This window comes from Kangiella shandongensis (genome assembly GCF_020005365.1).
Taxonomy (GTDB): Bacteria; Pseudomonadota; Gammaproteobacteria; order Enterobacterales; family Kangiellaceae; genus Kangiella; species Kangiella shandongensis.
Map to the genome: position 1 here is coordinate 370,877 of NZ_JACNML010000001.1, position 25,061 is coordinate 395,937.

Annotated in this window: 23 protein-coding genes; 17 read left to right on the forward strand and 6 right to left on the reverse strand. The window is 46.3% G+C overall.

All coding sequences use genetic code 11. The annotated features are described in order from the left end of the window. The first annotated feature begins 4 nt into the window (after positions 1-4). Positions 5-2,557, forward strand: a complete 2,553-nt coding sequence (locus tag H7708_RS01640; protein ID WP_223668721.1) for a penicillin-binding protein 1A — start codon at positions 5-7, stop codon at positions 2,555-2,557. A gap of 87 nt (positions 2,558-2,644) precedes the next feature. Here H7708_RS01640 and rpmE read toward each other — a convergent pair whose 3' ends face one another. The 6 genes from rpmE to H7708_RS01670 form a co-directional block, all read right to left on the reverse strand. Continuing rightward, a complete protein-coding gene (rpmE, locus tag H7708_RS01645; protein WP_223668722.1) occupies positions 2,645-2,854 on the reverse strand; it encodes a 50S ribosomal protein L31 in 210 nt (69 codons plus the stop codon). Positions 2,855-3,009: 155 nt separating this feature from the next. Next, the gene (locus tag H7708_RS01650; RefSeq protein WP_223668723.1) at positions 3,010-5,685 is read right to left on the reverse strand and encodes a carboxypeptidase-like regulatory domain-containing protein; all 2,676 of its coding nucleotides are present in this window, start codon (positions 5,683-5,685) and stop codon (positions 3,010-3,012) included. Between the two features lie 5 nt (positions 5,686-5,690). Then, a complete protein-coding gene (locus H7708_RS01655) occupies positions 5,691-6,533 on the reverse strand; it encodes a fimbrial biogenesis chaperone (RefSeq protein WP_223668724.1) in 843 nt (280 codons plus the stop codon). A 10-nt stretch (positions 6,534-6,543) separates the two neighbouring features. Further along, a complete protein-coding gene (locus H7708_RS01660) occupies positions 6,544-7,155 on the reverse strand; it encodes a hypothetical protein (RefSeq protein ID WP_223668725.1) in 612 nt (203 codons plus the stop codon). 23 nt (positions 7,156-7,178) lie between these two features. After that, the gene (locus H7708_RS01665) at positions 7,179-7,724 is read right to left on the reverse strand and encodes a hypothetical protein (RefSeq protein WP_223668726.1); all 546 of its coding nucleotides are present in this window, start codon (positions 7,722-7,724) and stop codon (positions 7,179-7,181) included. A 476-nt stretch (positions 7,725-8,200) separates the two neighbouring features. Further along, on the reverse strand, positions 8,201-8,533 hold the full coding sequence (locus tag H7708_RS01670) for a hypothetical protein (protein WP_223668727.1): 333 nt from the start codon (positions 8,531-8,533) through the stop codon (positions 8,201-8,203). A 244-nt stretch (positions 8,534-8,777) separates the two neighbouring features. Between H7708_RS01670 and H7708_RS01675 the strand changes: the two genes are divergently transcribed. The 16 genes from H7708_RS01675 (at position 8,778) to tatC (ending at position 24,985) form a co-directional block, all read left to right on the forward strand. Continuing rightward, positions 8,778-10,976, forward strand: a complete 2,199-nt coding sequence (locus tag H7708_RS01675) for a primosomal protein N' (RefSeq protein WP_223668728.1) — start codon at positions 8,778-8,780, stop codon at positions 10,974-10,976. Between the two features lie 121 nt (positions 10,977-11,097). Continuing rightward, entirely contained in the window at positions 11,098-11,667 is a 570-nt protein-coding gene (locus H7708_RS01680) for an SPOR domain-containing protein (protein ID WP_223668729.1), read from the forward strand. Between the two features lie 25 nt (positions 11,668-11,692). Beyond that, the gene (locus H7708_RS01685) at positions 11,693-12,289 is read left to right on the forward strand and encodes a hypothetical protein (RefSeq protein WP_223668730.1); all 597 of its coding nucleotides are present in this window, start codon (positions 11,693-11,695) and stop codon (positions 12,287-12,289) included. Positions 12,290-12,305: 16 nt separating this feature from the next. Next, on the forward strand, positions 12,306-12,827 hold the full coding sequence (locus H7708_RS01690; protein WP_223668731.1) for a hypothetical protein: 522 nt from the start codon (positions 12,306-12,308) through the stop codon (positions 12,825-12,827). Positions 12,828-12,998: 171 nt separating this feature from the next. Continuing rightward, the gene (hslV, locus tag H7708_RS01695) at positions 12,999-13,538 is read left to right on the forward strand and encodes an ATP-dependent protease subunit HslV (RefSeq protein WP_223668732.1); all 540 of its coding nucleotides are present in this window, start codon (positions 12,999-13,001) and stop codon (positions 13,536-13,538) included. A gap of 79 nt (positions 13,539-13,617) precedes the next feature. Then, positions 13,618-14,958, forward strand: coding sequence for an ATP-dependent protease ATPase subunit HslU (gene hslU / locus H7708_RS01700; RefSeq protein ID WP_223668733.1), 1,341 nt, complete (start codon positions 13,618-13,620; stop codon positions 14,956-14,958). Between the two features lie 341 nt (positions 14,959-15,299). After that, the gene (locus H7708_RS01705) at positions 15,300-17,369 is read left to right on the forward strand and encodes a PKD domain-containing protein (protein ID WP_223668734.1); all 2,070 of its coding nucleotides are present in this window, start codon (positions 15,300-15,302) and stop codon (positions 17,367-17,369) included. Positions 17,370-17,736: 367 nt separating this feature from the next. After that, complete coding sequence (locus H7708_RS01710; protein ID WP_223668735.1) at positions 17,737-19,581, forward strand: S8 family peptidase; 1,845 nt, start codon at positions 17,737-17,739, stop codon at positions 19,579-19,581. A gap of 154 nt (positions 19,582-19,735) precedes the next feature. Beyond that, a complete protein-coding gene (locus H7708_RS01715; protein WP_223668736.1) occupies positions 19,736-20,140 on the forward strand; it encodes a gamma-butyrobetaine hydroxylase-like domain-containing protein in 405 nt (134 codons plus the stop codon). A gap of 2 nt (positions 20,141-20,142) precedes the next feature. Next, a complete protein-coding gene (ubiE, locus tag H7708_RS01720) occupies positions 20,143-20,907 on the forward strand; it encodes a bifunctional demethylmenaquinone methyltransferase/2-methoxy-6-polyprenyl-1,4-benzoquinol methylase UbiE (protein ID WP_223668737.1) in 765 nt (254 codons plus the stop codon). Further along, a complete protein-coding gene (locus H7708_RS01725; RefSeq protein WP_223668738.1) occupies positions 20,907-21,527 on the forward strand; it encodes a ubiquinone biosynthesis accessory factor UbiJ in 621 nt (206 codons plus the stop codon). Before ubiE ends, H7708_RS01725 begins: the two co-directional genes overlap by 1 nt. Before the next feature lie 6 nt (positions 21,528-21,533). Then, positions 21,534-23,183, forward strand: coding sequence for a ubiquinone biosynthesis regulatory protein kinase UbiB (ubiB, locus tag H7708_RS01730; protein ID WP_223668739.1), 1,650 nt, complete (start codon positions 21,534-21,536; stop codon positions 23,181-23,183). Between the two features lie 31 nt (positions 23,184-23,214). Continuing rightward, on the forward strand, positions 23,215-23,553 hold the full coding sequence (locus tag H7708_RS01735) for a histidine triad nucleotide-binding protein (RefSeq protein ID WP_223668740.1): 339 nt from the start codon (positions 23,215-23,217) through the stop codon (positions 23,551-23,553). Between the two features lie 35 nt (positions 23,554-23,588). Continuing rightward, a complete protein-coding gene (tatA, locus tag H7708_RS01740) occupies positions 23,589-23,840 on the forward strand; it encodes a twin-arginine translocase TatA/TatE family subunit (protein WP_223668741.1) in 252 nt (83 codons plus the stop codon). Positions 23,841-23,852: 12 nt separating this feature from the next. Then, the gene (gene tatB, locus H7708_RS01745; RefSeq protein ID WP_223668742.1) at positions 23,853-24,221 is read left to right on the forward strand and encodes a Sec-independent protein translocase protein TatB; all 369 of its coding nucleotides are present in this window, start codon (positions 23,853-23,855) and stop codon (positions 24,219-24,221) included. A gap of 8 nt (positions 24,222-24,229) precedes the next feature. After that, positions 24,230-24,985, forward strand: a complete 756-nt coding sequence (tatC, locus tag H7708_RS01750) for a twin-arginine translocase subunit TatC (RefSeq protein ID WP_223668743.1) — start codon at positions 24,230-24,232, stop codon at positions 24,983-24,985. The last annotated feature ends 76 nt before the right edge of the window (positions 24,986-25,061 follow it).

A 25,061-nucleotide genomic window follows, 5' to 3' on the forward strand; every position in this document is an offset into this window, starting at 1 on the left:
ATTTGTGAGTTTTATCACAATATTTGTGATCATGACGGTGATCGGTGCTTTCCTCTATGCGACGCCGCAAGTGCCTGAAATCGACTCATTGAAAAATGTAAAGCTGCAAACGCCTATGCGCATTTTTACTGCCGATGGCAAGCTCATTGGTGAGTTTGGCGATGTCAGGAGGGAGCCCGTTGAGTTCGAGCAAATCCCTGAAAGCTTTATAAACGCCCTGATATCAACCGAGGATCAGCGCTTTTATGAACACAGCGGAGTTGATGTCAAAGGCTTATTACGTGTTCTAAAAGTCGCCGCCACTACTGGTGAGTTTTCAGAAGGGGCCAGTACGCTAACCATGCAGACTGCGCGTAATATGTTCCTGACCCGCGATCAGCGGTTAAAGCGTAAGCTGATTGAGATGTTTCTCGCCGTTCACATGGAACGAGAGCTATCCAAGCAAGAAATCCTCGAACTCTATACCAACAAAGTGCACTTCAGTCATCGTGCTTATGGGCTGGCTGCCGCAGCAGAAGTTTATTATGGTAAGCACCTGAGTGAACTGACTCTGCCTGAAGCAGCGATGATGGCCGGACTGCTCAAAGGTGAATCTGCCTACAACCCGATCTCACATCCTGACAGGGCAGTTGGTCGACGTAATCTGGTTCTCAGCCGTATGCTCGACGAAGGCTACATTGATCAAAAGACCTACGAGCTGGCGATTGAGACACCGCTAACAGCTAAAAAGCACCGCGCCGATCTCGATATTGAAGCCCCATACGTTGCTGAAATGGTCCGCCTCGACGTCATCAATCGTTTTGGTCGAGACATTGCCTATAATCACGGACTGGATATTGTCACGACTATCGACTCCCAGCACCAAGCCTATGCTAATACCGCCCTGCGTGAAGGCTTACTGACTTACGATCGCCGTCATGGTTATAAAGGGCCAGAGCAGCAAATCGAAAATTTTGCTGAAAAAGAGGTCAATGAATTGATGCAAATTCTGGATTCAACACCGGAAATTGGAGGCCTCCAACCAGCCATCATCCTTGAAGTAGCCGACAAGAGTATCAAGGTACTGAGTAAAGAAGCCAAGGAACTCACCATTGAATGGGAAGGCTTAAATTGGGCCGCAAAATTTATTAGCGACACCCGTATTGGCTACAAGCCGAAATCTGCCAAAGAGTTCGCTTCAGCAGGCGATGTGGTACGGATTCGCCATATCAAAGAAGATGAATGGCACCTCAGTCAATTGCCAGAAGCCTCAGCAGCCTTCATTTCATTACGCTCAAAAGATGGTGGAGTCACCTCGCTGGTCGGCGGCTTTGATTATCTGTCCAATAAATTTAACCTGGCCACTCAGGCACGAAGACAGCCGGGCTCGAATATCAAACCATTTATCTACGCCGCCGCGTTCTCGAAAGGCTTTAATGCCGCCAGCCTGGTCAATGATGCACCCTACGTTAAGGTCAATAATGAAATTGATGAAGTATGGCGCCCGCAAAACGATAATCTGAAATATAATGGGCCTACTCGACTTAGAGTGGGGTTAAAGCGCTCGATTAATACCATTTCGACTCGCTTGATCGATAGTATCACCCCAGCCTATGCGGAACGGTTCCTGGTTAAAATCGGATTACCCGATGAGCACATGGACCCGTACCAGTCACTAGCGCTGGGAACAGCCAGTTTTACACCGATGGAAATGGCTACCGCTTACGCGGTACTGGCTAATGGTGGCTATCAGGTAGAGCCCTACTATATTGAAAAAATCACCACTTCCTATGGTGATGTTCTTTATCAGGCAACGCCGAAAGTCGTCTGTGAACAATGCGAGCAAATTCGTATTAATAATCAGATCCGTGACGCTAAGTACTCTCCCGAGATCCGTAACTATCCGGCACTACCGCTCCCTGAAAACAAAATTGCACAGGAAGTCATCGATCCCCGAGACGCTTTTATTCTCTACGATATGATGAAAGACGTGATCCATAGCGGCACCGCAACCACACAACTGCGCCGCCGTAACAGCCCTTTGCTGGAGCGCCACGATCTGGCAGGTAAAACTGGTACCGCTAATGATTATAAGGATGCCTGGTTCTCCGGCTTTAACGATAAACTGGTGGCCAGTGCCTGGATGGGCTTCTCCGATCATCGACGCAGCCTTGGCCGTTACGAATATGGTGGTAAAGCCGCTCTACCTATCTGGGCTTCGTTTATGGAAAAAGCCCTCGACGGAGTGCCTGAACAGGAAATTATTCAGCCTCCTGGTGTCGTCTCTGCCAAAATTGATCCGAAAACCGGTAAGTTAGCTGCGCTAGGCCAACAAAATGCTATCTTTGAATATTTCCGAGACGACAGTGTGCCATCAGAAAGCAGTCAGGGAACAACTGACTTTGGGCAGCTCTACAGTGATGACATCAACCGCAACACTGATGAGGAAAGCGAACCAGAGCAGCTTGAGCAAGAGCAATTAGATCAGCTCATTGACTCTCTGCAAGATGACTCTGAATCGGAGCCGGTAGAACAGGAAGAGAATCAGGAACCACCAGAGCCCGGCTCGATATTCTAGTCGATTATCTTCCACAATAATCCTTGCAGCCATAAAAAAAGCACCGATATCGGTGCTTTTTTTATTTGAAGCTTGCTCAGTAACGAATTACTTAAGCTTACGAGTTCCGAAACGCTTACGGAAACGATCAACACGACCGCCTGAATCAACCATTTTCTGTTTACCAGTGTAGAATGGGTGACAAGCTGAGCAAACGTCCAGGCTGATGTCAGAACCCGCTGAACCAACTTCAATAACATTACCGCAACTGCAAGTTGCTTTAATGGTTTTATATTCTGGGTGAATACCTTGTTTCATAATTTATCTCTCGTCATTGGAGTCGCCATTTGGGCTATAGCATTTGAATTTTGCTACGCCAAACACCACTCGAATATTTAGGAAGCGCGATCATACGCGGAGATAGCGCCAAGATCAAGTCCCGGCCACTGTCACGAACTCAGCTAAATGACCCACTATTTCAATGGCAGCTTCGATGGTAACTGCAGATCCAGCCCAAACAGGAAGTCGTTTTCGATGGTAAAAGACCTTTGTGTTAATACCTGCCCTTCATTACCAATAATCCGCAAAGAGTACTGGCCGTTGGAAAGACCATCAACACGGAAATAGCCGAACTGATCTGTCAAAGTTTCCATGATCAGCTCACCAGATTGAACGACCAGACTGACACGTATATTGGCAACCGCATCACCATTACTCAAAGTCACCTTACCTGCAGCGCTATACTCGGTATTAAGATCCAAATCGATACGGGTTACCGATGATGGTGCGACTCGAGCAACATAACTGCGTGTATCAGGCACAATTTCAATAGGTAAATACTCTCCATCCAAGGCAATAGTGTGAACCCCCGGAGTGACATTCTCCAAATAGAAGGTACAGCCCTGGACCGGCACCTTACGGTTAGCACCATCCACTAATACGCTGACATGTTCAAAGTCACAATCCGTTTTCCCTGTGTTGAGTCGCCCAGCGATAGTACCATGGGTATTGTAACTGCGACGTTGTGTTGCAGGCACAAGCTTATCCCCAGCCACTGCAAAGTCTAGCGAAAGACGAGCAAAGGCGGAGAAACCACCGTCAAATCGAGGGTCGGCATCACGTAACCTTAAATCAAAATACAGGCCGGATGTCAGTTGAGTACGGTATTCAGCAAATACTCCCATGCCATATTGATTTGAGTGATTCAGCTCGACCCGCAGACGATCATAACGGGTCCAGTCTCTCGGCTGCCAATAAAAACCCACCGCTTCTTCGATAATGGTATTATTGACATCCCGTTCTTCAATAGCCCCTTTGTACATACGCCCTGACATATAACCCTGAACATCGTCATCAATATCGTAATCAAAGCGCACAGTCTGTTCATCCGGACGATGCGTCACCCGGAAACGCTTTCCCGGATAAGGCCGATAGTACAACTCGGTTCGATAAGCCCCATCATAATCTGGACGCATAGCCACCGAAAAATTATCGGTCGGACTATAAAAAATACCGGGCTTGATATAACTGACTTCCTCTTCATTACTATTTCTATCTTGATAACGTCCTATCAATTCCAGGCGAAGATTGTCCTCAGGCATGTAGTAGTAATAACTGTTGGCAGTAGTAGTCTCTTCTGCCTGTCCTTGGATAAACTCGGCGTCTTGCTGTTTGATGAAGGTAGATAAACGCCAACGTTCGCCGGAACCATCTAACTCAAGCTGCTGGGCATTAGCCCCGTTGCGATTAGCGACCCGATAAGCACCGACAAAATGGTTGCCCAGGGCTGAGGCGACCCCAGCTGTAAACGTATCCTCATCGTCCAATAAGTAACCGGCTTCTACCGTCGTATCATCGCTAACACCGTAGCGGTATAAAAACATACCAGCCTCACCCTCTTCCTGAAAATCAGGATCCAGCCAATTTCCTTTTTTACCCAAAGCGGCGCTTGTCACCACCTGTCCTTCATTCAACAAACTATCGGAGCCGAGCCGGGTTTTATCCTGTCGCTCAATCTCAGTTCGCGTTACCGCATCAATGATCCGAACTTCGATCTCGTTATACAAGCCCGACTCAGAGCGCACCTGTCCAAAGTCATAACTCCCATCCAGATTAACGAAGGTTTCATCCACCAGCTGCTTATTGATCAAGAGCTGTGCGATGGAGCCCGGCTCAGCACTACCGCGAATAGTCTGTACCGACGAGCCTATTTCACGAAAAAAACGTGACTGACTGATATCCTGATAGGGATCGTAGGGAATGTCCTGATTGCTGTAAAAGTACTGAGCTCCGGTTAACGTCACACTGGGAGCTACCACTGAAGGGCTAACCACCTGCTTTCCTAACAACCACTGCTGTTGGCTGTCCCTTTTTAACCAGAAATATTCCTTTGGGCGCCAACTCTGTTCACTTGTTTTTTCTGCTTCAAATAACCAGGAACCATCCCACGCAGCACCGCTCGCTAGAAGCTCGCTTCGTTCAGAGTCAATATCAAAATCGAGTGGGCCACCTTCTTTGTGAGAATTCACTTCATGGGAAACACGAAATTGGCGCAAACTGAACTCATCTGGATAAAACTCAGGCTCAAGTGCCAATGTTGACTTGCCGTCACCACCTTTTCCTTTCTGCCGCCACGGCGGTAAAAAGTTCACCGCATATTTTGTCGGGTCAAAACGTGCATTAACCTTTAAGTATTCGTTTAATGTGCTCAAAGACGCCCATAACTCACCATCAATACGATAGGTAACTCGTGAAGAAACCTCAACGTCGCTACCCGGAACCTGGATAGTCATAATGCCGTGCTGCAAAGTATAGTTAGCTCCTATCGCAGGAAAAACCTCCTTGATAGGCACCAGATAATCACTGGAGGTTTTGATAATGTCCAGTACCAGGACTTCTTCATCATTAACTTCCAGGCCGACCAATATCTTTTGGAAGCCGTATGAAGAACCCGATGTACCAGCTGCGCTCCAGGACGGCTCAAGAAGTGCATCGTCAAGTTCCCGTGGACGGTGGTAAGCGAGCTTATTTGTTTCAGAGCCAAACGCAGAACGGGATTGCGGTTTTGGTTCCGCATGCGCCACAGGCAATAGGGCCAGTACACAAAGTACAGCCCCCAACACTTGGTTCACGCATGCTCGATTCTTCAATTGAACTACTTGTCGTTTTTTATGGTATAAACTTTCCCAAAAAGCTGCTCGGCCACTTTAGCTTTAACCACCAACTTATACGGCTTCGAGACGTCCTCTTTCGGAGCTATTGTAGCCGCTAATTGCCGACGCTCTCCGGCAAATACGGGTTTAGAAGCAATCTTGCCCATGGCAAACGGCTTGCTCCCACTCACTTCTCCTGTTTTTGCATTCAGGCGCGCCAGCAAGGTCTGGTCCGGAACCTCCGATTCACTGTTAACCAGCATGTAGTAACCTTCAGGCCTGACATAAGCATTACCGGTATTGGTAATATCGAAAGTTAACGACTGCTTTTCCGGGTCAAAGCTCATGCCATGCAATGTGGCGGTACGCTGCACGTCACCAAAATACGCATAGACTGGTACGCCAATGTTAAATAGAACATTAACGCCTTCTTTCTCTTCAGCGTTAATTTGCCTAAAAAATACCATGGCGCGATGCTCACCATCTTCAGGTTTAGCTCTTGGGCGCACTGCCATACGGACCGTCTGTTGGCCTTTCGCCGGTATTTCTAACTGAACCGGGTTAATAATCAGCCATTGATCCAAACTTTGTTCATTCGGCGGTAGAGCCCGGTAGTTATTGTTTTGATCAAAATCCCAGTTTTGTACTGACACCTGAACCCGCATGGACTCATTCCCCAAGTTAAGTACTGTAACACTTTTCGTTGCGCGTCCTTCATCGGCATCAATTTCAACGCGCGATGGTGATAGTGCCAGCTGCGGCTGTAACCCTTTTTTCGGCTCAGCCGCTTCAGCGATATTGAGAAAAACAACGAAAAGTAATATAAATCTGATAAAAAGCTTCAACACAAAACCCTCAATTACTGCATGCAAGACTTGAACCATCATGATACAAGTCAATCAGTACTTGTGCAGAATAATTTCCACTTGTTTCCAACTCAGACAGATCCAGAGTTAAGCGAACTCCGGCCGAACTCTCCAGAATATTACCTCTATGGCGGCCGGAAGTTTTACGCCTTTCGACCTCAGCTATCGGCTCCACGCCGACAACAGTCATACAAGAGTTGACATTACTGTCGCTACAGATTTGATCATTTGAACCGGTGGCGGATAGAAACTGGTAATCCGCGGTGATGTTACCGGATAATCCATCCGACGGATTCGCTTCAACGTACCAGACCCAGTCAGCACTTTCGATCGTAACCTGATTATTAATCAGGGTAGCTATATCGATTGAAATATTAAGATCAACCGTACCGCTTACCAGTGAACCTGCTTTAGCAGCACTTAATGGAGAAGACTGATCAGAGCCAGCACTCCCGGTAATATCACTTCTCGTGACAGTGTCAGAGAAATTCATTCCATAACAGCTAATCTTAGCTTCTGATGGCTCCACCAGAAAAAATACCGTAGCTATAGACAAAAAAGCCGAACACAGAAGGTTCGGCTTATTATTCCTGATATTCATAATCCCTTCTTGATAACCGATAATTATGATCCGGTTACCGTGATGGTGTAATTTGCTTCAATTAAACCATCATCAAGGTCTGTAGATGTCAAATCGATATCGAAAGATACATCACCTGGTGTTGCTGTCATTGATGGCGTACCCGTTGCTGGAGATACCGCTAAACCAGACACCGCAGACTCACTGCCGTTATCAGTCACAGAAGCATTGAAAGTGCCGTAACCTAACGCACGAACCGCCCAACTGTTCTGAATGGTAATAGAAGCAGACGTTCCTGATGCGGCTAAGTCCGGAGTAATATTAAGATCGGCAACGCCGCTGGTAATAGTACCTGCTTCGGCAGTTGTTAACGGAGAAGCACAATCATCAGAAGTACAGCTACCGTCAAGTAAAGTTGCAAACTCACCTGCGGCAAACTGCAAGTCAATGTCGGTGTAAGCATATAGGATCAAGACGTCTGGAATCGAAACGTCAGTATCAACATTTAAACTTGCCGATTTGGCTGGTGAAACGGTAAACAAAGCTGCTGCTAAACCTGCAGCAACTACAGATTTTTTCAAATAACTCACAAAAACCCCCTAGAATTGGACTTGGTGCGATCGACTCGATGTGAACTGTATCACACAAAAGTGCGAAAAAACGAATCATTTTTGCATTACTTGACTGTATTTTATACAAAAACAACAAAAGTTAATCACAAAACCTTAATAATCATAAGGTTATATAGTTTGCATACCATTAAGAAAAACTTTATTTTCCGCGACATACATTCTCATGCAAAATAGCCTAGTACTTAATCAATGAGAATATCTGGCAAATGGTGACATTTTTTGTCACTCCAGAATGCTTGATAAATAGAAAATAAGAAAACTTGTTAACAAGCAATGCAAATATGACTTTAAAGCCATAACAAGAAATATCTTGAGTTATTTTTAGATTTAAGGCATTTGGGATAATTGAAAACGCCTAACTCAGAAAAGAAAAAAGCAGCCCGAAGGCCGCTAATACTCTACTCTATTATTATTAGGTTATTATTCGTTATGTACTAATCTTTTGCCATCTCAAACAATGCTTTTATCGCAACGATTAATGTAGCAGCACCCACCATATAACCGATGTTGTACATAATCATGCTAACAACAGTCCCCATACTGCTGAAGCTATTTAAAGCATCTTCAAGCGGTGCAATTGCGGTCGTCGCCATCAGGAAAGCGATACAAGCGATCAAAAAGCTACGAGTTTCGCTACCTGTCACGTTCAGCAATCCAACAATCAAACCGATCACTACCAATAATAATGGGAACCAGCTGATATCAACAACACCACCGACAACAGCAATGATCAATCCCACAATAAACGCAATATTGCCAATTTTCATAGTCACTCCCCTCTTTCAAATAAAACCATTATTTTTCTGAATGCCTTCATATAACCTGCATTAGTTTTGCTAATTGACCGCCATACACTATCAGATTTTTTTACAACAACAAGTCCTACCAGTAGCGCAACATTTATACACCACATTATTCACACGGCTCGCTTACGGCTGAAGCCAGAAATTTTTGTTGCTATTCACGCTGTCGCTTCCTATCCTTAAGGCACATTTATTCCGGCGCCACACGATGAATAATAAACCGTTTATCAGACTAGCTGTCCCAACCCCACTTCGAAGGACTTTTGACTATCTCTGCCCAGAAGAAAAGCCTCCTGTTGGTGCTCGCGTTATGGTTCCTTTTGGGCGGCAAAAGCTCGTAGCAACGGTTCTCAGCCACCCAGAACAAAGCAGCGTCGCCGAAAACAAGCTTAAGTATATAAGCAAACCCATCGATAGTGAGCCCTTACTTCCAAAATCGTTATTTAAACTGATACGGTTTGCGGCTCAGTACTATCAGCACCCGATTGGAGACGTTTTCTCAAGTTGTTTGCCCAGCCTGCTAAATCAGGGTGCGCCGGCACAACTCGAGAACGAGTGGTCATGGCATATCACTGAACAGGGACGACAGGCGTTAGACTCTTTACGCTCAAATGCCGTAAAGCAGCGTAAAGTATTAACCCTGTGTCTCGATAAAAATGGTGTCATCCATGAGCAGGAGGTAGCTCAACATAATTTTACCGTCTCTTACCTCAATGGTCTGGTCAAAAAAGGTTGGTTAGCAAAACGTCAGGTTGAGGTATCAACCAGCATAGAGGAACCTCTAGCTGGCAATTATTCGAGCAACCTGGCACTTAACGTCGAACAGCAAGCGGCTATTGATGCCATCTCACCCAGCCTTGGCTCTTTTAAAGGCTTTCTTCTAAATGGAGTCACTGGGAGCGGGAAAACAGAAGTTTACCTGCAGTTGATCCAGCAGGTGCTCGAACGTCATGAGCAGGTATTAATGCTGGTACCCGAAATTGGCTTAACCCCACAAACTCTGAAACGATTGGAAAAACGGTTCCAGGTTGGCGTGGCGATGTTGCACTCCGGTTTAACGGATAAACAGCGCCTTAATATCTGGCTTAAGGCCAAAGCCGGTCATATTTCTATTATTGTTGGAACTCGTTCAGCTCTATTCACACCGCTGGCTAATCCCGGCCTTATTATCGTGGATGAAGAACATGACTTATCTTATAAACAGCAAGAAGGTTTCCGCTACTCTGCACGTGATCTGGCAATGGTACGGGCACAATATGAAAGCGCCCCCATTATATTAGGTAGCGCAACACCTTCGATGGAGTCTTTGCATAACGTTGAGCAGGATAAGCTGACCCCTTTACGGTTAACTAAGCGCGCAGGCGATGCAAAGCCCCCCCACATCAAGGTACTGGACGTCAGGCAACGCTACCTTAAAGAGGGTCTTTCGCAACCGTTAATTGACAATATGCGGCGTCACCTGGAGCAAGGTCAGCAGTGCCTCCTGTTTCTCAACCGACGAGGTTTTGCACCAACTCTGATGTGTCACGAATGTGGCTGGATCGCCGATTGTCAGCGCTGTGATCGCCACATGACCTATCACCAGCACTTTAAGCGACTGCACTGCCACCACTGTGATAAGCAACACTTTATCCCTAAAACCTGCCCCCAGTGTCAGTCCCCTCAGCTGAATCCAGTGGGCCTGGGAACCGAACGTCTGGAAAATGCATTGGCGGAGCTATTTCCTGACCAAGTGATCATGCGGATTGACCGAGACAGTACTCGCCGCAAAAACGCGATGCAATCCTATCTTAAAGCCATTCGCAACAATGAAGTGGATATTCTGGTTGGCACGCAAATGCTGGCCAAGGGACATCACTTCCCTAAATTATCTCTGGTTGGGGTGATAGACACCGATGGTTGTCTCTTCAGCGCTGACTTTCGGGCCACTGAGCGGACGGCGCAGCTGCTAACCCAGGTTGCTGGCCGGGCGGGGCGCGCCAAAGATCTGCAGGGCGAAGTCATTATCCAGTCTCACCATCCAGATCACCCATTATTGGTAAACCTCTTTACTCAGGACTATCAGACACTCAGCCAAAAAATTTTACAGGAACGTGAAGAAGGTTGCTTCCCCCCTTATGCCGCCATGGCAATCTTTCGAGCCGAAGCCAGTCAGCTCGATTTACCAATGGCTTTTCTTACTGACGTTAAACACCAGCTCAACACCACCAACTTAACTGTATTTGGCCCCTTCCCAGCGCCGATGACCAAAAGAGCGGGAAAAATGCGAGCTCAACTGATCGTGCAACACCAACAACGTAAAGTGCTGCAAAATAGTCTGGCTCCCATCACGCCCTCTCTCGAACAATTAACTTCGGCAAGAAAAGTACGCTGGTCACTGGATATCGATCCGCAAGAAGTCTTTTAATGCCTGTCCTTATCACATTTTTACTTTTTATTGCTGATGTCAGTTGGACTTAACCCATTTACTGCTTACAATACGGCGTAAGTCTTCACTTTCCTTTGCGACCAGGCATACAGAACTCAAAATGACTAAGGATTACGCTAAACGTAAGCGTCCAAGAAAAAAAACCAATACGCGTACGCCGCGTACTAATAAATCCCAAAAGCCACTATCACCAGCTATTGTTTTTATTAGTGGTATTGTGATTACCCTGTTCCTCGTTTTCCTTTGGGCCCTGCTCCAAAAGCCTGAGCTATTGAAAGAAGCCATTACTCCCGAAGAGTCCGTGATTAACAAAGAGCAGACCGCTAAGACTAAAGACGACCAGCCCGAAAAGAGCACAGACACTCAGAGTGATGATCCCGAGTTTACCTATCATGAAGCTTTAACCAACAAAAAAGTCGAAGTCGAGGTTACAAAGCCTAAAACGACGGATAGCAACAAAACCTATATTATGCAGTGTGGTGCTTTCAAGTCGCTACCTGATGCAGAGAAAATGAAAGCTGAACTGGCTTTTATAGGATTCCAGGCCACCGTATTGACCAAAGGTGGCTGGCATCGCATTCGTCTGGGCCCCTATAACAGCAAACGGAATGCGGAAAGTGATCGCCACAAACTGCAAGATAACAATTACCAAAACTGTCAGATCTGGTAGCGATTCAACATAACAAGGAACCTCGATGAAAAAAAGTGCTTTAGCAATGATAGTCTCACTAATAGCCGCTATTCTGCTCGGCTACACAATTGGTTACTTTACCTATACCGGAACACGGACTTCTGATCCAGTTACCACACAGGCCAATAAAAGCCAACCGCCTCAAGCCACAGAGTATTCAGAGCAACTGGCAAAATTAAAACAACGGATTGCCCAGCAGGCAGAGCAGAAGCAACAACTTACAAAAGAGCTAAAAGCCAAAACAAATGAAGTTGCTCGGCTAAAGCAAATCATTGAAACATCATCAAAAGTTCAGGCGACAGAGCCCAAAGAAGAGGTAATACCCGCCACGGCTTACGAGCGTACGGCATTTGTCACCAATCTAGTTCATCAGTTTAATGCCGATAATGCTTCAACTGAAATTATTGACGTTCAGTGTGAACAAGATTTTTGTTTTCTAACCGCCAATATCTCTGCCGGAGCACATACCAACCCTGAAATCGCCAGTCTGATGCGATTTCTAGACAAAAAACAATTACCCGCTTACTATCAAACCGTGAAACTGCTTAACGTCAGTAAAAAAGAGAGTCACTCACAAGTCAAACTATCTCTCAACATGTAAACAAAGAGGAATAATAATGACATCCATCAGGACAAAACTGTTAGCAATCACCGCACTACTCGTAATGGCGACAACCGTATATGCCGGACAGGGGCTGGGACACTTTACAAAGAACAATGCAACCTTGCCGCTAAAGGATCAGGTTGCTTTTTGGGATGATGCTTCGAAAACATTAACAATCATTTACACACCATCTCGACTGACAGCCTCAGAGAAGGAAAAAATAAAAAGTGGCGAACCGGTTTTCTTTGTCCTCTCTGACAAGTCTTCTCCAAACCAACAACAATGGCAGTGGTACCCTTACCTACTCACCGAAATCAAGTTTAACTCTAACAAAATCCAAACGAATAACATAAAGAACATCTTTGTCATGGCTTATGGTGTTGAAGAACAAAATCACACGGATAATATCAACACCTCACCAAACGACGCCATAAAAGTGAAGAAAGTTGGTTTCGTTAACGAGCAGCTGAAGCTTGATTTTGAAGGCTCTGATGAGCTATTCGACTCTCAGTATTCATGGGACATCTCTATCTAATCGAAAGCTGCCCTTTCTACAACAGCAGAAAGGGCCTTTTAATGTCAATAATGCCACGATTCATATTCTGCAACACTTTTTGCCCCGCTATTCTGCTGAAAACTCCTTGAATTCATACCCCACGACCCCATCTAGCTCCTAACTGATAGAAAAATATCTCTGGAGAATATTTTGGAACAATATCGTGGAACTACCATTTTATCCGTACGCCGAAACGGCAAAGTCGTTATCGGCGGTGATGGTCAGGTATCGCTCGGTAATACCATCATGAAAGGAAATGCGCGGAAAGTGCGTCGTTTATACAACGATCAGATCATCGCCGGCTTTGCTGGTGGTACTGCCGATGCCTTTACCCTGTTTGAGCGCTTCGAAACCAAGTTAGAAGCCCATGGCGGCAAATTAATGCGTGCAGCGGTAGAGTTGGCTAAAGACTGGCGTACCGATCGCGCCTTACGCAAGCTGGAAGCTTTGCTGGCCGTAGCCGACAAAGAACACTCCCTCATTATTACGGGTAATGGCGATGTCATTCAGCCTGAAGATGACTTAATAGCAATTGGCTCCGGTGGTGCTTTTGCACAATCGGCAGCGAAAGCTCTGCTACAAAAAACGGAGCTTGATGCACGTGAAGTTGTTGAAACTGGCTTAACCATCGCGGGTGATATTTGTATCTATACCAACCATAGCCAAACGATTGAAGAACTCGAGTATTAATCCAACTCGCTAACTGATAATGCATGTATAGATCTCCCAAATTAGGGAACAAACTAAACCGAATTAAAGAGAACACACTATGTCTATGACACCTCGTGAAATTGTCCATGAATTGGACAAACACATAATTGGTCAGAGCGGCGCCAAACGCTCTGTCGCTATCGCGCTGCGTAATCGCTGGCGTCGCATGCAGGTTGAAGAAGACTTGCGCAATGAAATCACACCCAAAAACATCTTGATGATTGGCCCGACCGGTGTCGGTAAAACAGAAATTGCCCGCCGTCTGGCGAGACTGGCCAATGCCCCTTTCATTAAGATTGAGGCTACCAAGTTTACCGAAGTCGGTTACGTCGGTCGTGATGTTGAATCGATCATTCGCGATCTGGTCGACGCAGCTTTCAAAATGCTGCGCGAACAGGAGATGGCAAAAGTCGAAAACCGCGCTCAGGATGCCGCCGAAGAGAAAGTGCTTGATGCTCTGCTCCCCCCTGCTCGTAAGTCCGACGAACCGTGGAATCAGGACGAAGAACCCAAAACAGAAGATTCTTCCGCCCGTCAGGTTTTCCGTAAGAAATTGCGGCAGGGTGATTTAGACGATAAGGAAATTGAAATTGATGTTGCGCAGATGGCGGTTGGCGTTGATATTATGGCTCCCCCAGGCATGGAAGACATGACCAGTCAATTGCAGTCCATGTTCCAGAACATGAGCCCTAGCAAAAGTAAAAAACGTAAGGTCAAAGTCAAAGATGCGATGAAAATGTTGACCGAAGAAGAAGCGGCCAAAATGATCGATCAGGAAGAGCTGAAGATCAAAGCGGTCGAATCGGTAGAACAACACGGTATCGTATTCCTTGATGAAATTGATAAAGTAACCAAGCGCAGTGAAAATCAGGATGGCGGTGTATCGCGAGAAGGCGTTCAGCGAGACCTGCTTCCTTTGGTGGAAGGCTGTACGGTTAATACCAAATACGGCATGATTAAAACCGACCACATTCTGTTTATCGCCTCTGGTGCCTTCCATTTGTCTAAGCCCTCCGATTTAATCCCAGAGCTGCAGGGTCGTCTCCCCATTCGTGTCGAACTTCGAGCACTAACGCCGGACGACTTCAAGCGTATTTTAACCGAGCCGGATGCGGCGCTGACAAAGCAATATCAGGCGCTACTCGCCACTGAAGGTAAGAACATAGAGTTTACCGATAGCGGTATTGAGAAAGTCGCCGAGTATTCGTTCCAGGTTAACGAAACCACTGAAAATATTGGCGCCCGCCGCCTACACACGGTTATGGAGCGCTTACTCGATGAAGTATCGTTCGAAGCCAGCGAAAGTGACGACGAGCCGTTAGTTATTGACGCTGACTACGTCAACAAGCAGTTATCAGAGCTCGCCGACGACGAAGATCTGAGTCGTTTTATTCTGTAACCTCCGCATAACTGTTATCACGAGGCCAGTCTTTACTGGCCTTTTTTTTATTCTCCGCCCTCCGACTGATCACTCCACCGTCACTTTGTAACAGTTTGTACAAAAATGACTCGCTTCCGCATTTCACCATTCAATCTATCAAAATATATAAATCAAATTGTTTGTGCCGTATATTTTTTATACATTTCATAAAACTCTAATATAAAGAGGTAAATTATCTTAAGTGGTTATAGGGGGGCTACTTAAGTTCGATGTCTGCGTGGAGCGCGGACGATGTTGGAAGCTATAACGTTAAATTCTAATGCTCCATACCTCCTAAAACTAACAAGGAGAAGCTCGATATGTTTCGTAAATTATTACTCACCATAACCCTTGCCGGCCTCACATTACCGGCACTAGCTGAAGACAAGTCACCACCACTGCTTGAATCCATAAAGACTTCAGCCGCTTCAAGCGTTTCCTGTACTAAGCGCGATACCCCTCGGGACGCGCAAGGTCGGGTAAAAGTTGGTGAAGAAGTGGATTTCACAGCGATGAACAACCGCTACGAAGCCAGCCAGTCCGGTCTCAATGTCGCCTGGCGACAGGAAATCCGCCACCTGGGGGCCAGCTATATTGCCGTACATTTTAAGCGTTTTAATCTTCCTCAGGGTGCGAAGCTTGTCGTGCGCTCACCCGATGGCTCACGTCAGAAAGCCTATACGGGCCGGGGTAAGCCACGATTCGACAACCGTGAAGGATTCTGGGCACAGCACATCCCGGGCGATACGGCCATTGTTGAAATCTTGTCACAGCATCCAATAGGTCAAGGGGCCGTAGCGATCGACAGCTATGCTCGAGGATATGACAAGTTTGAAAGCGGCGAACCAAACCTGTTTGAGCCGGAAGCGCTTTGTGGCACCGACGACTCTGACTGGGCACAATGCTACTCCAGTACTGAGAGCGAAGCCTATAATAAAGGTAAAGCCGTTGCTCGATTATTGATTAATGGTTCCAGCGCCTGTACAGGCTGGTTAGTCGGTAGTGAAGGTCACCTGATGACCAACAACCACTGTATTGGTAATGCTTCCGATGCGGCAAACACAGACTATGAGTTTATGGCAGAAGGAAGTTGCGGCACAGACTGTTCCGGCTGGTTTGATTGCCCCGGAACCGTGGAGGCCGATACTGCCGATCTGATCCAAACTGATTCTGCACTCGACTACAGCATGGTTAAATTGCCAACGAACGTCAGTAGCACCTATGGCTTTCTGCAAATGCGTGCTTCTGGAGCACAGGTCGGTGAGCGCATCTATATTCCACAACACCCCGGCGCTCAAGGTAAACGCATTGCGATTGAATCCACCGCTTCCGGCGATAACGGCGTTTGTCAGGTAATGAGCCTGGACGAACCGGCCTGTACCGGCGGCGATAGCGACGTCGGTTACATGTGTGATACTCAGGGCGGCTCCTCGGGCTCCCCGGTACTCAGTTACAATGACAACACGGTAGTCGCACTGCACCACTGCGCTAACTGTCCCAACCGCGGGGTTCCGATTGATGACGTCATTACCGATCTAGGCAGCAATGTTCCGGCTAACGGCGTACCGGACGGTAGCAACATTCCGCCGACTGCCGACTTCAGCGTTACCATCAGTGGTTTAACCGCTGACTTCACCAACAACTCCAGTGACAGTGACGGTAGTATTACCTCTCACCACTGGGACTTCGGCGATGGCAATACATCAAGCACCGTCAATCCAAGCCATACTTACGCCGCATCCGGTAATTACAACGTAACCCTCACCGTAACCGATGACAGTGACGCCACCAGCAGTAAAACCGAAACCATTACTATCGGCGGCGGTGAAGAACTGCAAAACGGCGTACCGGTAGATAACTTGGCGGCCAATACGGGAGAATGGTTACGCTACGTCATGACCGTGCCTGAAGGAGCGTCCAATCTGGAGTTCACGATTAGTGGCGGCTCTGGTGATGCAGACTTATACGTCAAGTATGGCTCAGAGCCAACTTCCAGCAGTTATGACTGCCGCCCATACCAGTCCGGTAATGAAGAAACCTGTAGCTTTGCGACACCACAGGCCGGTACTTACCACGTCAGCGTTCATGCCTACAGCAGCTTCAGCGGGGTTAGCCTGGTCGGCAGCTATGACGATGGTTCAACACCACCGCCGGACTTTAACTTAACGGCCAGTTCGTATAAGCAGAAAGGTGTTATCTATGCCGATCTAAACTGGACCGGATCAAGTGCCAGCAGTTTCGATGTATTCCGCGATGGTTCCAATATTGCCTCCGTCAGTGGCACATCCTATACAGACAACACAGGCACCAAAGGTAAAGCCAGTTTCGATTATCAGGTCTGTGAAGCGGGCACTTCTACCTGTACCAATGTGGTAACTGTTTCTAATTAAAACCTAACAGATATCTGTATTAGATTCCCCGGCTACGGTCGGGGAACCTTAGCACTAACTTGCGACATACAACTCCCTATCCCCTTCTCCCAATACAAACCAATATTCTTTCTTATAGATAAATCAATAACTTATTTCCCAACTGTTTCTGGTTCCTTATAGAACAAGGGACCCAGAACAAGTGCTTACTAACTTTCATTTTTGCATTATTTGTAACGCCTTGTACAAAGTTGATTGATCTCAAAAAATTCTAATGAAAACCTAGATAATTCATAAATAAAATTGTTTTAACCGAACAATTTTTATACAGTCCAAGAGCTTTTTTACAAAAGCATAAAAAATAATTAACACTAAGGGGTTAAAAACTATGAAACTAACCAAAGTAGTTACAGGGGTACTACTTGCGACGGGTGCTGTTGGCGCTTATGCCGGACAGTTTAAAACCGCGCACAACCCATCAAACGCAATTGAAGGACAGTACATTGTTGTACTGAAAGATGATGTGGTTCAAGAACATCAGGGGCTATTCAGCTCTCAAGCAAACTTGAAAGCTGTGCAGATGGTCAATGACCGTTTGAGTATGAAGTACAACGCTCGTGTTTCCCGTACCTACAAATCGGTACTTAAGGGCGGCGTTTACAACATGACAGCCGAGCAGGCCCAGAAGCTTGCACAGGATCCGAACGTTAAGATCGTTGAAGAAGATCAGATCATGTCGATTAATGCGACTCAAAATAACCCAACCTGGGGTATTGACCGTGTCGACCAACGCGATCTTCCATTAAGTAATTCGTACACTTACAACACAACAGCATCAGGTGTGAACGCTTACATCATCGACACCGGCATTGATAATAGCCACAGTGACTTTGGTGGTCGTGCAACAAGCGGTGTTGATACGGTTGATAATGACGGGGATGCAACAGACTGTCATGGTCATGGTACTCACGTTGCCGGTACTGTAGGTAGTAACACCTGGGGTGTTGCTAAAGGCGTTAGCTTAATCGGTGTTCGAGTACTAAACTGTCAAGGTAGCGGTACTAACTCAGGCGTTATCGCAGGAATGGACTGGGTTGCTGATAACCACACTAAACCAGCTGTAGCGAATATGAGTCTAGGCGGCGGTGCCTCCAGTACAACCGACGAAGCAGTTCAACGTCTAACGGATGCTGGTGTTACAACGGTAGTTGCTGCAGGTAACGACAACAGCGATGCGTGTAATTACTCACCAGCTCGTGCAGCGAGCGCCATTACCGTAGGTTCAACGACTTCTAGTGACTCTCGTTCGTACTTCTCAAACTATGGCTCTTGCCTAGACATCTATGCTCCAGGTTCAGATATCACGTCAACTTGGCTAAGTGGTGGCTCCAATACGATTAGCGGTACGTCAATGGCATCACCACATGTTGCCGGTATTGCAGCACTATACTTAGCGGACAATCCTAATGCGACTGTCAGCCAGGTTACTCAAGCTATTACTGACTCAGCAACACCAGGAGTTGTAAGTGATGCGAAATCAGGCTCACCGAACCTATTAGCTTACAGTCTGTTTGATGGCACATCTCCAGATCCGGATCCGGATCCAGGTTCAGAACTGGAAAACGGTGTTGCGGTTTCTATTTCTGGCGCTCAAGGTGAAGAATTAGAGTTCACTTTCGAAGTTCCAGCTGACGCAACAACTGTAAACTTTGATATGTCTGGTGGCACAGGTGATGCAGACCTTTACGTGAAATTTGGTAGCGCACCAACAACCTCAAGCTATGACTGCCGTCCATACAAATACGGTAATGACGAATCTTGTAACTTTACAGCTCAGGAAGGTACTTACTATGTCATGGTCCGTGGTTATAACAGCTTCTCCGGGGCTAGCCTGGTAGCAACTCACGATGGTGGTGGTACAACACCTCCAGGTGGTGGTAGCGAGACGATTGACAATATTTCTGGTGCTCAAGGTAGCTGGAATCATTACTATGTCGACATTCCAGCTGGTATGAGCGTACTGGACGTTCAAATCACCGGTGGCTCTGGTGATGCAGATCTTTATGTTCGCCAAGGCGCGCAACCAACGCTATCGTCGTACGACTGCCGTCCATACCAGTGGGGTAACGAAGAAACATGTTCTTTCTCTAACCCTGCCGAAGATCGTTGGTATATCAGCTTATACGGCTACCAGTCGTATTCAGGTGTTACTCTCAACGTGGTATGGGAGTAATCCTAACCGCCTTCATCTAACCTATAGATGATATAAGAAGCCGGCCCAAGGGGCCGGCTTCTTTATTATTAAACAACTGTTTTCCAGATTTTCTTATTGTTCAATAACTCTGCTACAATAGTTGCCAGTTCAAATAACCGTTGTTCAAAACTGCATGAGCGAAGCGCCGAGTGCAATCAAACTTCACCAGAAGTCACGACAGCTTGAAGTCCGCTTTTCGGGAAACACCTACTTATTGCCTTATGAGTACCTCCGGGTCTTTTCGCCTTCGGCGGAAGTCAGAGGGCACGGTAACCAGGAGTTGACCCTGGTGGGTGGGAAAAAAGATGTGCAGATAACGGATATTGAACCGGTCGGCCAGTATGCTATCAAACTCAGCTTTGATGACGGACACGATAGTGGCCTGTATACTTGGCAAACACTGTATGAATTGGGACGCGACTATTCGGCCAACTGGCAGACTTATGTCAGCCGACTTAAGCAAGCAGGTTTAAGCCGCGCCGCCGATCCGAGTGTTGGGGTTTATAGTCCACAACCGAAACCAGATAAAGAATCTTAATCATGGCACAAAACGATAAACACAGCGAAGACACGACCCACTTCGGTTACCAGACCGTTGCTAAAGATAAAAAAGCTGCAAGAGTTGCAGACGTTTTCCATTCGGTAGCCGGTAAATACGATGTCATGAACGATCTCATGTCCTTCGGTATTCATCGATTATGGAAGCGCTATACCATTGAACGTGCCGCAGCGCGTCCGGGGCAAACCATTCTGGATATTGCTGGTGGCACCGGCGATCTGACTGCCAAGTTTTCAAAAATTGTCGGCCCCAATGGCCAGGTAACGCTGGCGGATATCAACGAATCTATGATCAAAGTGGGCCGCTCCAAACTGGTTGACTCTGGCGTCGTCGGTAACGTTGATTTCGTTCAGGCCAATGCTGAATGCCTACCCTTCCCTGATAACCATTTTGACCGCATTACCATTGCCTTTGGTCTACGTAACGTTACGGATAAAGACAAAGCCCTGCGCTCTATGTACCGTATCTTAAAACCGGGCGGTCGTTTGTTGGTATTGGAATTTTCTAAACCAGCCCTACCAATGCTGTCTAAAGTCTATGATATTTATTCATTCTCGTTATTGCCGGCCATGGGTAAAATGGTAGCCAACGACTCCGAGAGCTATAAGTATTTAGCCGAATCGATTCGCATGCATCCGGATCAGGAAACCTTAAAAGGCATGATGTCTGAAGCTGGCTTTGATGAAGTTGAATACACCAACCTAACCGGTGGCGTGGTTGCACTACACATAGGGAAGAAGTTCTAATGCTGTTTGAGCTACTCGCTCCCACGATAGAAACGGTTATTAATAAAGTGGTCAAGCTCGATCCAGAGGCTTTAAATAAACTGGATCGTCTTGAACACAAAGTCATCGCATTTCACTTTACGGATATCGAACAGCGATTATTTTTTATTATTGATGAAGGCTATATTCTGGTTAAAAGTGACATCGAAAGAGAAGCCCAGGCAGAGCTATCCGGCAATCTGCTATCGTTCTTTAACTTAGCCTCGAACGATAACAGCGACCCAATCTTCAAAGGTGAAGTACGCTTTTCTGGTGAAATCAGTACGGCGCAATCGTTTCAAAACTTTTTTAACGAATTAGACATCGACTGGGAAGAACACTTATCACAGTACATTGGGGATATTGCCGCTTATCAGTTTTTTAAAAGCGGAAAGTCACTCCACCAGTGGCTCAGCAAAACCGCTAACACCGCCCAGAGCAATTTCAGTGAGTCTCTTCGATTTGAAGCTAAAGCGGTTCCCGCATCCATTGAGCTGGAAAACTTTTATGACGATATCGCCGACCTCAAGTCCGATGTCGAACGCTTTGCGATGCGAGTCGAGCGTCTTTATCAGCGCCAGCAACAAGCTAAGGAGTCCTGACGCACCATGAACACGATCCGTCAGCTTCACCATGCTTTAAAAATCAATCGGACCCTGGTGCGTTATGGACTCGATGAGTTTCTGGCACCAACGCCATTAGCCATACTTCGTCCCATTGCTAAACTGTTTTCGCTTAGCTTCAGTAAAAAAGCACAAGATAAACCACGTGGCCAGCGATTACGTATGGCGCTAGTCGAACTTGGCCCTATTTACGTTAAGCTGGGTCAAATGCTGTCGACCCGCCGCGACCTCATTCCGCCCGATATCGCCGATGAACTGGCCAGACTACAGGATCAGGTTGAGCCATTTTCTTCAGAAGTTGCTCAGTCAGTTATCGAAAAACACCTTGGCACAACAATTAGTCAGGTATTTAGTCAGTTTAGTTCGGAGCCGTTAGCTTCGGCTTCTATAGCACAGGTTCACGAAGCAACACTGCAAAGCGGTGAAGAAGTCGTGGTCAAAGTACTACGCCCCAACATCAGACAAAAGATCCGACGCGATCTGAGCATGATGCATGAACTGGCTAACTGGGCAGAAAAATACTCCAGTGAAGCACGCCGGCTTAGAATCAAAGAAGTCGTTCAAGAATACGATGCAACGCTTGAGCGGGAAATTGATTTACGTATCGAAGCCGCCAACACCTCACATTTACGCCATAACTTCAACGATTCAGAACTGCTTTATGTGCCTAAAGTCTATTGGGACTTCACTCGCACTAAAGTAATGGTGATAGAAAAGATATCGGGTACTCCAATTGGTCATGTCCAGCGCCTAAAAGATGAAGGCGTTAACATGAAGGTTCTGGCCAATCGAGGCGTAGAGATTTTCTTTACGCAGGTATTCCGCGATAGCTTTTTCCACGCCGACATGCACCCGGGTAATATATTTGTTGACACTTCCAATCCTGAAAAACCAAAATATATCGCCATCGACTGTGGCATTATGGGGACGCTGGACGAAGATGATAAACGTTATTTAGCACAAAACTTTCTGGCATTTTTTGACCGAGACTATAAGCGCATTGCAGAATTACATGTCGAGTCCGGCTGGATCGACGACGATGTTTCCATCCCTGAATTTGAATCGGCCATACGCGCTGCCTGTGAACCGATTTTTGGGAAAGCACTAGCCGAGATTTCCTTTGGCCACTTTCTGATCCAGCTATTCCAAACCGCACGCCGTTTTAATATGCAGGTACAGCCGCAGCTGGTACTGTTGCAAAAAACATTGCTTTATATTGAAGGCTTAGGAAGACAGCTTTACCCTGAGCTCGATCTGTGGGAAACCGCCCAACCTTACCTCAAACGCTGGTTGCGAGAACAGGTTGGTCCGCAGGCCATTTTTCAGGAAGTCAAAGAGCAGTTTCCTGACTGGCTGCACAAAGCCCCTAAAATCCCAGGCATGTTGTTTGATAATGTTCATCGCCTGGGGCAGGAGCTTGAAAAGTTTGACGGTTTAAAACGCGAGCTCACTCAGCTGGAACGCTATAAACTGAAGCAAAATGTAGCTCAACGAGATGCTATTATAGGAATTGGTTTTGGCTTAATCAGTGGTATGTTCTACTTGAGCCAAACCTATCCCTTGCTTATTGCGGGAACGGGTGTCGTTTCATTTTTGTTCCTCGCTAAAAGCTTATGGCCCAAGAAATTAAAGTAGTTTTAAACGATCAAGGAACTGGTATTCGATTATGAGTGACTGTATTTTCTGTAAAATCATTGATGGCGAAATTCCTTCAGACAAGGTCTACGAAGACGAAAAAATTTTTGTCTTCAAGGATATTGCTCCTAAAACTCCGGTTCACTTACTGGTCATCCCCAAGGAGCACATCGCTAGCCTGGCAGAGGTAACCGATGAGCATCAGGAGATTCTCGGCTATATGATGCGCAAAGTCCCTCAACTTGCTAAAGAGGCCGGCTGTGAAAAAGGTTTCCGTACGGTTATCAATACAGGTGATGAAGGCGGCCAAGAAGTGTATCATATACATATCCATATTTTAGGTGGCGGTGGTCGCTTACCATTTGTGTAATCACCAAGTGCCAATAAAAGCAAACAGAGGTTCAAATGTTCGGTAAATTCGGAATTTGGGAACTGATCATCATTCTGGTGATTATCCTACTATTATTCGGTACCAAAAAACTGCGTAACGCGGGCGGAGACGTTGGTACTGCCTTTAAAAACTTTAAAAAAGCATTTAAAGATGAAGAAAAAGAAGAGCGTTCTGAGGATAAGGACCAGCTGAAAGATCAAAGTAAACAATCTGATGCCGACTTCTCAGAAGAAAAAAAAGAGTCAGAAACTAATTCGAAATCTTAACAGTCCGCCCCCATGCCGTTTGATATTGGTTTTTCAGAGCTCCTTCTGGTCATGATCCTGGCACTCCTTGTGCTGGGACCAGAGCGCCTTCCCAGGGCAATGCAAACCTTTGGGCGCTGGGCCGGTAAAGCCAAACGAACAGTCACCAATTTTAATCATCAGGTGAATCGAGAGTTAGAGCTTGATGAAATGAAAAAGAAACTCGCTGAGCATGAAGCCATGATCAAACGTCAGGCAGAAGGCTCCGATCTGCAAAAGTTACGCGACGAAGCGGAACAAAAAATTAAAGCGGCCGAAGAAGCTCAAGCCAAGACAAAAAAACAAGCCAAAGAACTGATAGACAATAGTAAAACCTCTGATTCTGATAAGAGTGACGCATAGAAACTACCATGAGCGATTCCAATTCATCCGAAATGCCATTGCTGTCTCACCTTATTGAGCTTCGCTCTCGATTACTGCGCTCCGTATTAGTCATTGTTGTCGTTTTTATTGGGCTGGCCTTTTTTGCCAATGAGCTTTACCAGTGGTTATCTCAGCCGCTAGTTGATCAATTACCTGAACAATCGACATTGATCGCTACGGATGTGACGGCCCCACTTTTTGCGCCATTCAAATTAGCTTTTGTCACTGCTGTATTCATTGCTATGCCCTTTGTCCTGAACCAGGCCTGGCTTTTTATTTCGCCTGGGCTATATAAGCATGAAAAAAGTTTTGCCGTGCCGTTACTGGTGAGCAGTATCCTGCTGTTTTACGCTGGAATCGCTTTTGCTTACTTCGTCATCTTCCCTATTATTTTCGGCTTTCTATCCAGTATCGGCCCCGAAGGAGTCAGCTACCTACCCGATATCAATAGCGTTTTATCAATAGCGTTAAAGCTGTTTTTTGCCTTTGGCCTGGCTTTTGAAATACCCATTGCCACCATGCTATTAATTTGGTCCGGTCTCGTCAGCCATCAAAAACTCGCCAGTACCAGACCTTATATGGTGGTCGGTATTTTCATTTTCGCCATGCTCTTAACGCCACCGGATATGATTTCACAGGTGCTGTTAGCCATCCCTATGTGGGTACTCTTCGAACTTGGTCTGATCTTTGCCAAAGCATACTCGCCCAAGAAAGCAAAAGTTCCAAATGATGAAAGCTCCTAACGAATTCCAAGTCGTCAGTTATCGTGAACCACATCACACTAGAATAACCGAAAGATTTATTTAAAATACTTTAGCC